Raw genomic sequence first — 11,483 nt, 5'->3', positions numbered from 1 at the left:
GGCCAAGGGATCGCGATAATGCGGGGTGCTAGAAAAAGACAACCCTCCACCACCGGTCGAATTTGGGCCGACTGGTGGTGGAGGGTTGTTGCAGCGCCTGGAAATTATTTCGACCTAGACCCCGAGGGTTTTGTCACTTTGCAGAAATCGTTTGTGCTTAACTGGCAACGAGTTATCAACCAGCACACGTTCCAAAACCACTGGGTTCTGTCACCGAAACTCGAAATACCCGATATCGTGACAAAACTCCAAAACGAGCCTGGCGAAAACGAAGACGGCAATCAGCACAACCGACGTTTGGGCTGCTTATTTCCCTTTCGCCGCTTCCTCGTGGCTCGCCGGGGCGACCGAGTCATCAGCCTTCATGTCGGCCGCTGCCAACGGTGGGCCCAACAGCTTTTGCAGCTCGCGTTCGAGATTCTTGCCGCGGGCACGCATGCTCACGACGTTGCCTTGCTGATCAACCAAGATCGCGCGGGGAATGCCGGTGATGCCGTAGTAGGTGGCGAGCGGATTCTCCCAGCCACGCAGGTTTTGATCCTGGCTGAACAAGGTGACCCAAGGAATCTTGGTGGCTGTGATATACGACTGAGCTTCCTCGGGGGTTTTATCGAGGCTGATCCCCACGACGTCGAAACCTTTGCCGTGGTAAGCGTTGTACAACTTCAGCACGTTGGGGACTTCAGCACGACAAGGGCCGCACCAAGTTGCCCAAAAGTCCACGAGCACGACCTTGCCACGATAGGACGCCCAATCAAAGGGACGGCCATCGAGCGTGGTGCCCGTGATATCCATCGGATGACCGGGCAAGCCCATGCGGCGGGCGATGCCTTCGAGCATCGGGACGATACTCATCAAATCTTCATCGCCGCTATTCTTGTACAGAGGAATCGTGGCATCGAGCAACCGCTTGGCATAAGGTTCGCCGCCAGGCATGTCACCCACGTAATCGACGACCGCCATGATCATTTGCAGTTTGTTCTCGTCGGGAGTGCCACGACTCACGAACGACACCACGGTGTCGATCAAGCCCATGCGTTGCTGTTCGTTGAGCTTACCCCACATACCCAGGCCGAGTTCGATATGGAACTTCATGCCGATCTCGCTCACTTGGGGGCGTGGGTCGGCAATCGCGGCGGCAATCGCTTGGTTGAATCTGTCACGGGCACCGGTATCTCCAAGTTGTTGCAGATACTGCAAGGCTTGCAAACGATAGAAGTGAGCCTCTTGCGCTTGCGGGTCGGTCAGTTGCATCGTCAAGACTTTATCAATCGCCTGCAGCACGGTGCGGAAGATCTTCTTTTGATGAACGATGATCTCTTCGTCGCTCTTGCCAGCCGGTTCCATCTCACCCAAGCCGTCGAGAAACTCGAAGATCTGTTCCGGAGTTTGTGCTTCCGGCGGAACGGGGATCGTCTCGCCCGTATCTTGCGGTGCGGCACCCACGGCAGGGGCTTGTTGTTGAGCGAAAGCTGGGTTGCTGTTAAGGCTAATCAGCAACGCGGCGGCGAGAGCGGAAGAAGCGAGAACACAAAAAATGCAACGCAAAACCATTGTCACGAAAACTCGGGGGTGGGAGGGATGACTGGCGACGGCGAGGTCAGCGTAATTATCCCGGTCCGGCGTATTGCTGCAAGTCGAATCACAGGCCCCCGAAGTACCAAAACGACTGAAATTGCCGAGGAATTCGCGACCAGTGCCGCTATCACGTTCAAACCAACGCGTTGGTCAGTCGATGTGATGGAAGTCAGCGATGATCTTCCAAGCTTCGGCCGGCGTTTCCGCGAAATAACACAGCTCGACGTCGTCGTCGGCGATTACCCCTTGGTCGGCGAGGTACTGGAAGTCGATCGTGTTCGTCCAATACTCGCGGCCATACAAGATGATGGGGATCTCTTGCATGCGGCCCGTCTGGCGAAGGGTGAGCGTGTTGAACAATTCATCGAGCGTCCCAAAGCCACCAGGAAACACAACGAGTGCTGCGGCGCGCAAGATAAAGTGAAACTTACGCAGGGCAAAGTAGTTGAACTGAAAGCACAACTCGGGAGTGATATACGGATTAGGTTCCTGCTCGTGGGGCAGTTCGATGTTGAAGCCGATGCTCTTGGCGCCGATTTCAAACGCGCCGCGATTCGCGGCTTCCATGATGCCGGGCCCGCCACCCGTGGCGATCACGAAGTTGCACTTGCCGTTTGATTGGCACGACGAGGAAACAAGACGGCTAAACTCGCGGGCATCATCGTAGAACCGTGTCTTGGCGATAACACTCTGAGCACGAATCAGATTGCGCTGGGCCCTATGGTCCGTGGGATTTTCCGCCAAGGCTTCCTGTGCGGCATTCAACCGCGCATCGGCAATGTGCTTTTCGACGATCTGCGTCCCACCAAAGACCACGATCGTCGAATCAATCTTGTTCTCGCGCAGCAGCGTCTCGACCTTGTGCAGTTCGAGCTGCATGCGGATCGGGCGCTGGCCAGCGCGACCCAGGAAGTCGATATCGATCTCTGCTTTGCGATAGCCGGGAGAGCGAAGAATCGCTTGTCGGTTTTTTTCTACTTCGGGGGGGAGTTCCATAATCGCTCTCTGTTTGACCAGTCACGAGCCAATCGCGCTGGGCGCATTTTCACTTATCGTCACGATTGTAAAGGCAAGCCTAGTGGTCGGGCGAGGGTGGCAAACTTTCGGATTACACCAGTTCTTGGGTCTCACCCAGGCTGGGCAGATGCACGTCCCAACCCCGTGAAGCGGCAAGTTCGGCAGAGAGCGACTCGGCACTCTCGATTTCGCCATGGGTCAGGAACGTGCGACGGGGGGCTTCAAGCGGCGCCAGCCAACGCAACAAGCCGTTGCGATCGGCGTGGCCACTCAGGCCAGGAATTGTTTCAATCGCGGCCCGCACGGGCACCTCTTGGCCATGCATCCGCAGGAACTTGGCACCATCCTGCAACAACCGGCCACGCGTCCCCTCGGCCATATAGCCACCCAAAATCACAGTATTACGCGGATCGGGGAGGCGCTGCTTGAGATGATGCACGATTCGTCCCCCCGTCATCATGCCGCTGCTGGAGATAATCACCGCCGGACCGGGATGCCGGTTCAAGGCTTTGGATTCCTCCGTTTTGCGGCAGAGGAAAACATGGGAACCATCGAAGAGCGGATTCTCGGGACTGAGTTCCCCTTCGCTCAAATCGTGGTCTTCATCATGCTCGCGATAAATGTGCGTCGCATCTACGGCCATCGGACTGTCGAGATAGATCGGAATATCCGGGATTCGCTTCGCTTGCTTCAACACCTGCAACAGATAAATCAATTGCTGCGAACGGCCAATTGCAAACGCGGCCACGAGCATCACTCCGCCCCGTTCGACACTGCGATTGACAACGTCGGCCAAGCCTTGTGTCAAATCCTCGTCGGCATGATTGCGGTTGCCGTATGTCGACTCGCAAATGAGATAGTCGCAAGCCGGAGGTGGAGTGGGATCGTGATACAGGGGGCCATTGTAATTGCCAACGTCACCCGAAAAGAGGATACGCAGCGGCGGGGTTTGATTGCGAATCTCGACTTCGATCATGTTCGAGCCCAGCAAGTGGCCCGCGTCGTGATATCGCATCCAAATTGGCTCGACGGGCGAAAACCATTCACCGCGACTCACCGTGCGAAACAGCTTGACGGTGTTCTCGGCATCACGGACTTCGTACAACGGAAACGCCGGGATGTGCTTCGAGTACCCTTTCTTGTTGGCATAGCTCGCGTCGGATTCTTGAATCTTGGCCGAGTCCAGCAATGTGATCTCGGTGAGTTCCGCCGTGGCGGGGGTACACCAAATCTTGCCACGGTAGCCTTGCTTCACGATCCGTGGCAAGAAGCCCACGTGGTCGAGATGTGCGTGCGTCAGCACCACGGCATCAAGCTTCTTGGTGCTGAAAGGCGTAGGTGCCCAGTTTTTCTCGCGCAGCTGTTTGATGCCTTGAAACAGCCCGCAATCGATCAACACGCTCGCGTCATCGACTTCGAGCAAATACTTCGAGCCGGTGACCGTCTGCGCCGCGCCGTAGAAAGTGAGTTTCGTCATGATTGTCCTTATCGTAGACCTGTTTCCCAGGTTCGTTGTTCAAATGATTCCATGAAGCGGTTTGCCGGGGGCCGCCAAGCCTTCGACGCGCTCGGTGATCTCGGGGAGTTCTTCCAGCACCGGGGCATGATGAGGTTTAATGCGTGCATCAAACACCAACGGCCCACGGCAGCCCCAATGTTTGTCTCGCGTGAAAGATTCTATTCCATACAAGTCCACGGCTGGATTGGTGCGAGTGAACGTCACCCACAGGAAGTTTCGCAGCGATTCGCTCAAGAATTGGCTGTCGTCGACGATCGCAATCCAGCGAATCCCTTCGAATGTCGAGTTCGCCGTAAAGCTCTCACAAAAACGCTCGATCGGGGCAGCGACTTCGGCACGGGACTCAGTTTGAGCCCGCACGGAAACATCATAGTCAAACGATGGTGCGGGACATTTGGGCCCGGTGATCGCCAACACGCCGGGCAGCACGATGCGTGGATCGCGAAAGCCGGCTGGCAAGTTCAAGTTGCTAGGAACCTGAGTTGCCAGTTGGAATCGCTTGGGCCCCACGGCAGCCATTACAACCTTCGAGCCGGCATTCAATCCCGAACCGCTGTAGTCGAGCGTATCCACCGTGGTCTGGGTGTGGAAATGCAAATCCCGCGACCAATCGGCGCGTTCCAAGAGATGTGTGAGGAATGGTCCGATGTCGTGAATATCCAACTGCGGCGCGTCTTGTTGAGCAACGATCAACAGAAACTTCGCAAGCGACAGTTGACCTTGTCCGAGAATCGCATTCGCCTGCGTCAACAATTCCTGCGGCCGCTTGGCATCAAGGAATGGCATGTAGCGTTCGCTGCCAATAGCCAAGAGCAGCGGATGCACTCCCGCAGCATCAACGGCATGCACGCCATGAATTCCTGGAAGGACCTCGGGGATCAGCGGGCCGGTGATTTCATGAATCAGTCCACCCAGGATTGTATCTTCTTGCGGCGGCCGCCCCACGACCGTAAATGGCCAGATCGCGCCATCGCGGTGGTAGACATTCGTCACACGCATCACGGGGAACGGATGGGCCAAGCTGTAATAGCCCAAGTGATCGCCAAACGGCCCCTCGGGCTCCAAACGATTGGGTATCACTTCGCCCGTGATACAAAAATCGGTGTCGGCATGCAGAGGCAAGCTGTCGTTCCGCGCGATCATACGAACGCGGCGACGTCCGAGTGCACCGGCAAACCCAAGTTCGCTCATTCCTTCGGGTAACGGCATCACCGCCGCCACCGACATCGCCGGTGGACCGCCCACAAAGATGTTCACCCGGAAAGGTTTACCAGCAGCAAGTGCCGCGGCATGATGCACGCCAATCGATCGGTGAATCTGGTAGTGCAAACCGATTTCTTCGTCCGTGCGATAAGGTTTGCCCGACAATTGAACGCGGTACATGCCGAGATTGCTATGCTTGAGCCCCGGGCTGCGCACATCTTCGGTATAAACTTGCGGCAGCGTGATAAACGCCCCGCCATCGTGCGGCCAGCTTTTGAGTTGCGGCAATTGGCTGATGGTCGTGCGGTTGGCGAGGACGGGGCCCTTCGATACCCACTTGGGCAGCATCGAAAGTCCGCTAAGGGGCACACTCCGGTAGCGCCAGGGATGACGCAAGGCGAGCGTGGGATCGCTTCGCAGTTCCACGAGTTGCTTGATCGCAGCGAGACCATCCCGAAACATCAACCGGGCACGATCCATCGTGCCGTACAAGTTGGCCAACATTGCAAATCGGCAATCACGCACATTCGTAAACAAGATCGCGGGACCGCCAGCAGCCGAGACGCGCCGCTGGATTGCCGCCATTTCCAGATTGGCATCAATCGGTTCGGCGATGCGGATGAGTTGCCCCTGGCGCTCAAGATCAGCAACACATTCTTGAAGACTGGAATAGCCCATAGTCCAACTGTTGATTCTGCATTAGTTTGGGTGCTGGGAAGCGAGCCCATGGCGATGGCTTTCCCGGCATGGCGAGCCTTCGATTCTAACGATAGCAGGCCCTGCATCTACCCAACCGGATTGGCCATGGCCGGGGCAACAGGTCGTTTTTTGCGGCTTGGAAGGGCTTTGCGGGGGAGGGGTGCTGAAAATCCGCCCAAAACAGGTCGTAAAACTGGTGCGAATTCTCAGGGATTCTTAAAATGGAGGGATAGCTTGTTCCTGGGATCAACACTTAACTTAAATGCAGTTTCCCGAGCTTTGCAAATCTCACCAGAGGACTTGCCTCTCGATAAGCCTTGCGGGCATGTTTTCGTTGCTTTCGCATGAGCGACCTTAGTTACATCAGGACACCCGTCTATGAATCACGATCGGCATGAAGAGGATCAGCGCATTCCAGAAATTGCCATCACTGGCGATCTCACTGAGCACGAATCCGATCTCACGGAACGGCTGTTAGATATTGCACCCGGCGGACAATGCACCCTTTATTTCGATTCCCCGGGTGGCAGTCCGTATTGTGCCGTGTCGTTGATGACACTCATTCGCCTGCGAGGTTTGCGCGCGACGGGCATCGTCACGGGCGAATGCTCCTCCGCGGCGCTCTGGCCCTTTGCGGCTTGCGAACGGCGGTTTGTTTCGCCTTATAGCGTGCTGTTGTTTCATCCCATGAAATGGCAAAGCGAAGAGAACGTTGGATTGGCGGAAGCCGCGGAATGGGCACGCCATTTCGGACAATTGGAAAAAGACATGGACGCGCTGCTGGCCGACTTATTCGGTGTCTCACGCGACGTCATGCACAGTTGGATCAACCCCGGAAAATATATCTCGGGTGCGGAACTCGCCGGCGCTGGGTTGGCTGAGTTGATTTCCGCGGCGGATTTGGTCAAGCCGTCGGGGATCTTTCACATCTTGAACAACGAAAATTCCAACGGCGAAGTGTTGCCCACGGCTGGCAAACCCAAATTGCGAAAAGCACCCTGAAATTATGCCGTCAACGGTGGCGGAGACGCAGCAAATTCTTTCAGGAGTTGCGTGGCGGTCGCAACGTCATGGGCATAGGGGAGGAAAGCGCTTCGCACCCGCAAGCGGCGAATGACGCCCTTTTCTTGAAACTCGCCGCCGAGTTCTCTGTTAATGACAACATGCTGCCCCGTTTCTACGTGCCAAGTTCCTAAGTCCTCGGGGTACGTGGCTTCCAAGTAGCTCCATCCCTGAGATGCATCTCGTACTAGCACGCCCGCAAAGCGATCGCTGCTGATGACTGCATCCATGCTGGCTGCTGGTGTCCCATCACCGTGAACCTGCAAAACTTCCCCCGCTGGCAATTCACTCCTCAGCACCGCTTTGGGAAAACATTCCAAGAGCGACGTTTGCAACGACACGATGCCATCCACAATGACGCACAGTGAATCTGCCGAAACAATTCGCCAATACATGTGGAGTGTAAACGGCTGGGCCTCGGTTTGCGGATAGTTGGCAACAAGGTCGCTGCCCCGCACAAACTTGTCGAGTCCTTCCGTGTTCAAGCTTGATGGCTCATGAGATTGCGTGGCCACGGTCAGACCGAGTAGTTGGCCCGTGAGCGCCGCACCGTTCCAAGAAAGTTGCTGCAATCCGGCAGCCGGATTCGACAAATCAACTTGGGCCTGCAAAAAATTCGCTTGGAGCTTTGCGTGGGAATCGACGAGTTGCCAAGGATTCATGATTCGAGTTTTGCTTGGCGATTCGATTTTGTTGCTGTGAAATTCAAACTGCGTTGTACCAATAAAAAAACCCCGCCGAACACCGAGGTGCTGCGACGGGGCCGGAACAGAGAAGAGGCCGATGTTTGCTTGGGGGGGAATAATAGATATTAGGCAATTGCCTTCTGCTAATCAGCAGTCGGGTTGTCTATAGCAAACAATCAAACTTCATCTACTAGCTCAATCACGATCATACTCATTCCCACACCCATGTCCAGCTTTCTTGCCAAAATCTTTGGAAGAATTCCTGGCCCCATCTAGACAACCTCCTGACAATTTGTCGTTATTACTTATTCGATAAAGTCTTACGTTCTTACGCCGCTTATGACAGCGTGCAACCAAACAGAGGATAACCATGCCGGATTTTGCACGATTATTGACCGTTTGCGAAGCCGCGGCCCGAGCCGGCGCCGCGGAACTGTTGGCTTGGCAGGGAAAGTTTGCCACTCGGGAGAAGTCGGCCAGGGATTTGGTCACCGATGCCGACCTCGCTTCGCAAAAGGCCGTTCAAGCAATCGTGCAAGCAGCATTTCCCGACCATGGCTTTCTTGGTGAAGAAAACCCAGACCGCCAGCAATTGCAACTTCCCTACTGTTGGGTGGTGGATCCCCTTGATGGAACAACCAACTACGTGCATGGCTTTCCTTGTTTTGCTGTCTCGGTCGCCGTCGCTTTCGAGAACCAACTGGCGGCAGGGGTGGTCATGAATCCCCTAAATGGTGAATGCTTCACCGCAGCTCGTGGACTAGGCAGTAAGTTGAATGGAGCGTCGATCCATGTGAGCGACGTCACACAACTCGATCACGCGCTGGTTGCCGTGAGTTTCCCACCAAATCCCCAACCCAATTCCCCTGACATCCAAGCGTTTCTCAAAATTTCACCAGAATGCCAAGCTGTGCGTCGGACCGGATCGGCGGCTTTGAATTTGGCGTTCGTGGCCTGCGGACGGCTAGATGCCCACTGGGCCCACTTTATTCACAGTTGGGATTCCGCCGCGGGTGCGCTGCTCATTCAAGAGGCCGGTGGAATCGTGCGCTCGTTTAATGGTAAAGCTTACGACGTTGCCCAAGGTGATTATTGCGTGGCGAGCACACCACAACTCTTCGAGCAGGTGATCAACCGCATTCAACCTTCAACATAATAATCGCGCACAAAAACGCCGACATCCACATTGCCTGCAGACAAGGTGGATGTCGGTTATCAATTCTGGCCTCCCCGCGAGGCCAGCCAGTCACACTTTAACTCTCAACCGCGATTGGGATCGTTGAAGAAGTTGTCCGGGATCGTCCGGTCGACAATGCGGCCTAATTCATTTTGAGTCCGGCGCTGACCGACCGTGTGCCATGCCGACACTTCCGCTAGCTCGGGCATGATGTCGATCAGTTGGCTGACCAACATGCTGGCCAAGCGCTTTACCGAACGATCGTGAGCCGATTCCAAAATCGCCTTGGCGGTTTTCATGACCCGCAGCATGCCAGCACGTCGGTTAACGGGCTCAGACAAGGGCCCCTCGTTATCGACGAGCAGGTCGGCCAGGGGGACTTCCAAAACTTTTTGCCACTTGAGCAAGTCCGAAATCCGCAAATCGCATTGGGGATTACCTTGCTCCCGAATGTCATTCGCGTTCAGATCCATCTTCCGTGTGAGAGAGCGGATCGTAGCGCCTTGCTGATTGCATACTTCTTGGATGCGATGATACTTGGTCGTGGTCTTGGGCGTTGACGACGTGGGCGTGGTATTCCGAGGAATCGGAATATTGAAGCCGTTACTTTCGTAGTTGTACTCGATGGTACTCATATGCGCGTGTTCCTCCGCAGGGCAAGAATGCCCGAGTGAAAAGGTGCCTCATGGCAAGGCGCAATAGCACTTCTGGCAAGGTGCTAAAAAGCCGAGCACAGGCTCTGGGTTGTTCCGAGAAAAGCTGGTTATCTTCTTATGAGATGGACGCAACAAACGACAATCAGTGCCTTTAAGTTGCGATGTGTAGGTCGATCACCAAACCAACCAGCCGAGAGAGGTTTTTGCCCGCGGCGATCGCCTGTACTACTTCTTTCAATCCTCCGGATGAAATCTCAAGATGTTTGTCTATGACATCTTTCGCGTGTCGTAAGCATCCTAATCTTGCCCCTAGGCTTTGGCAAGAGAAAGCCATTGGATTTCAATGGCGGCAACTACTCACCTGGGACAACTCCTGGGGATGAGTCAAAGCCGACTCGAATAATCACAACTGAGAGACCGCTTTCAATGCCATCACTGTCACAGACATTAGCGCGCAATGATTCAAAAAGTTCTGCTGAACTGGACACTCCGGGATTCGGAAGTCGCCTGCCAAACGGCGAATTTGTAAAGCACTTGTGCAGTCAATTGCTTAGGACAATGGCAACGCGGTAAAGCCAGTCGGCAAGTTTGCCAAATAGTTAGCAGACCCCAAACTCGTGAGCACGGGCGAGATGGCCGAAGTTTGTTCAACTACTTGTCGACGCCGTGGAACCAAAGGTTTTTCCAGCCTTAGCCAAGTGAATCCGAGCAACGAGCGATGGGCCGTTTCCATGCTTTCGTGCAAAGCACGCACCGCGGCAAAGCGGCGCGAACCATGGGAATCGATGCTCTCGGCCGTTTGAATGTCAGCCTTCCGCACGGTGTTGGGCCTGTTTCGCTGGTCCTTAAGAAGGTCCTTCAGTTCGGTGACGTCGATGGGCGACACCCCGTCGTGAACGATCACCATTTCGACAGACAAGCGATTTCTGACCAATTCGAGCACAGCCGACAAACCACCCCGAAAGGCTTGCCGCAGAACCTGTACGCGGGGATACATGCGGGCGAGTTCGCAGGCGGACTCAAACGTGTCGTCGGTCGAACCGTCGTCGACGATCACCAAGTCGATTTCGGTGCGAACGAGCATCGACAAATCGAGGACATCGTGAACGATCGAGCGGATTTGCCGCTCCATATTGTGCATCGGCAACACGACGGTTAGCTGCTGTGTCAAAGCCGGGACTCCCATCTTGGGGTCGCTCCGCTGGGGGCACTCGATAAGAACAAACGTGCCGCCGCCGTTCGACCGATGTGTCTGGTTACATTTTTTGCCAGAACTAGGCTGTTAGTTGTGCCATCGACCAGCGAACTGCATCGGCTGGAGAAAATGAGAAATCGAGCCGGTCGATTGATTTTTAACCGGCCTGCCGGTCATAACGATTAAGCGATTCCAGCGTCGCCAATGGCAAGCGTAGCCAACTTGAGATAAGCTGATTTTCTATCACCTCCCTAGCTAACAAAGGTGCTCCCTTGAGCCAGATTCCCGACTTTTCCCAAGGAAACGGATTGCTCCCGGCAATCGCCCAAGACGCGGCGAGCGGGGCCGTATTAATGCTCGGCTATATGAACCAGGCAGCCTGGGAGCAAACTCTCGCCACGGGGAACGCTGTTTATTACAGCCGCAGCCGCCAGAAGCTCTGGAAAAAGGGAGAAGAAAGCGGCCATGTGCAACGCGTGAAGGCGATTTACGTCGACTGCGACGCAGATACAATCCTGTTGCAGGTCGAACAAGTCGGCGGGGCTGCTTGCCACGAGGGATATCCCACCTGCTTTTTCCGCCGGTGGGATGGCAACGGCTACTCGATCGAGGTTGAGCGCGTGTTCGATCCCCAGCAAGTTTATGAAAAGTCCGGCCATTGATTGGCCATAGAGGAAGAAAGACATTCGCC

10 protein-coding genes are annotated in these 11,483 nt (G+C 55.3%); 3 read left to right on the top strand and 7 right to left on the bottom strand.

The features are described from left to right. Positions 1–306 precede the first annotated feature (306 nt). From SH678x_RS20085 to SH678x_RS20070, 4 genes are all read right to left on the bottom strand, one after another. On the bottom strand, positions 307–1,548 hold the full coding sequence (locus tag SH678x_RS20085) for a TlpA family protein disulfide reductase (protein WP_496920243.1): 1,242 nt from the start codon (positions 1,546–1,548) through the stop codon (positions 307–309). 180 nt (positions 1,549–1,728) lie between these two features. Continuing rightward, positions 1,729–2,574: an LOG family protein gene (locus SH678x_RS20080; protein ID WP_496920242.1), complete on the bottom strand. Its 846-nt coding sequence runs from the start codon at positions 2,572–2,574 to the stop codon at positions 1,729–1,731. 112 nt (positions 2,575–2,686) lie between these two features. Beyond that, positions 2,687–4,072, bottom strand: a complete 1,386-nt coding sequence (locus SH678x_RS20075; protein WP_496920241.1) for an MBL fold metallo-hydrolase RNA specificity domain-containing protein — start codon at positions 4,070–4,072, stop codon at positions 2,687–2,689. Positions 4,073–4,111: 39 nt separating this feature from the next. Next, positions 4,112–5,995 (bottom strand): UbiD family decarboxylase, encoded by a 1,884-nt coding sequence (locus tag SH678x_RS20070; protein WP_496920240.1) that lies wholly within the window; start codon positions 5,993–5,995, stop codon positions 4,112–4,114. Between the two features lie 399 nt (positions 5,996–6,394). Between SH678x_RS20070 and SH678x_RS20065 the strand changes: the two genes are divergently transcribed. Further along, positions 6,395–7,018, top strand: coding sequence for a hypothetical protein (locus tag SH678x_RS20065; RefSeq protein WP_496920239.1), 624 nt, complete (start codon positions 6,395–6,397; stop codon positions 7,016–7,018). A gap of 2 nt (positions 7,019–7,020) precedes the next feature. Here SH678x_RS20065 and SH678x_RS20060 read toward each other — a convergent pair whose 3' ends face one another. Next, a complete protein-coding gene (locus SH678x_RS20060) occupies positions 7,021–7,740 on the bottom strand; it encodes a hypothetical protein (protein WP_496920238.1) in 720 nt (239 codons plus the stop codon). Positions 7,741–8,134: 394 nt separating this feature from the next. Here SH678x_RS20060 and SH678x_RS20055 point away from each other — a divergent pair, with 394 nt between their 5' ends. After that, a complete protein-coding gene (locus SH678x_RS20055; protein WP_496920237.1) occupies positions 8,135–8,920 on the top strand; it encodes an inositol monophosphatase family protein in 786 nt (261 codons plus the stop codon). Positions 8,921–9,024: 104 nt separating this feature from the next. On the opposite strand, the gene SH678x_RS20050 is transcribed toward SH678x_RS20055, so the two are convergent. Together SH678x_RS20050 and SH678x_RS20045 are read right to left on the bottom strand one after the other, a co-directional pair. Continuing rightward, the gene (locus SH678x_RS20050) at positions 9,025–9,576 is read right to left on the bottom strand and encodes a hypothetical protein (RefSeq protein ID WP_496920236.1); all 552 of its coding nucleotides are present in this window, start codon (positions 9,574–9,576) and stop codon (positions 9,025–9,027) included. A 571-nt stretch (positions 9,577–10,147) separates the two neighbouring features. Further along, on the bottom strand, positions 10,148–10,768 hold the full coding sequence (locus SH678x_RS20045; RefSeq protein ID WP_496920235.1) for a glycosyltransferase family 2 protein: 621 nt from the start codon (positions 10,766–10,768) through the stop codon (positions 10,148–10,150). A gap of 296 nt (positions 10,769–11,064) precedes the next feature. Here SH678x_RS20045 and hisI point away from each other — a divergent pair, with 296 nt between their 5' ends. Continuing rightward, entirely contained in the window at positions 11,065–11,454 is a 390-nt protein-coding gene (gene hisI, locus SH678x_RS20040; RefSeq protein WP_496920234.1) for a phosphoribosyl-AMP cyclohydrolase, read from the top strand. Positions 11,455–11,483 lie beyond the last annotated feature (29 nt).

This window comes from Bythopirellula superficialaquae (assembly GCF_059632245.1).
This window is presented reverse-complemented; position numbering and strand designations above follow the sequence as displayed.

Excerpts from the sequence above, each read along its gene's own strand:
- SH678x_RS20050 (WP_496920236.1), bottom strand. The coding sequence starts at position 9,576 with ATGAGTACCATCGAGTACAACTACGAAAGTAACGGCTTCAATATTCCG.
- SH678x_RS20060 (WP_496920238.1), bottom strand. The coding sequence starts at position 7,740 with ATGAATCCTTGGCAACTCGTCGATTCCCACGCAAAGCTCCAAGCGAAT.
- SH678x_RS20055 (WP_496920237.1), top strand. The coding sequence starts at position 8,135 with ATGCCGGATTTTGCACGATTATTGACCGTTTGCGAAGCCGCGGCCCGA.
- SH678x_RS20065 (WP_496920239.1), top strand. The coding sequence starts at position 6,395 with ATGAATCACGATCGGCATGAAGAGGATCAGCGCATTCCAGAAATTGCC.
- SH678x_RS20080 (WP_496920242.1), bottom strand. The coding sequence starts at position 2,574 with ATGGAACTCCCCCCCGAAGTAGAAAAAAACCGACAAGCGATTCTTCGC.
- SH678x_RS20075 (WP_496920241.1), bottom strand. The coding sequence starts at position 4,072 with ATGACGAAACTCACTTTCTACGGCGCGGCGCAGACGGTCACCGGCTCG.
- SH678x_RS20070 (WP_496920240.1), bottom strand. The coding sequence starts at position 5,995 with ATGGGCTATTCCAGTCTTCAAGAATGTGTTGCTGATCTTGAGCGCCAG.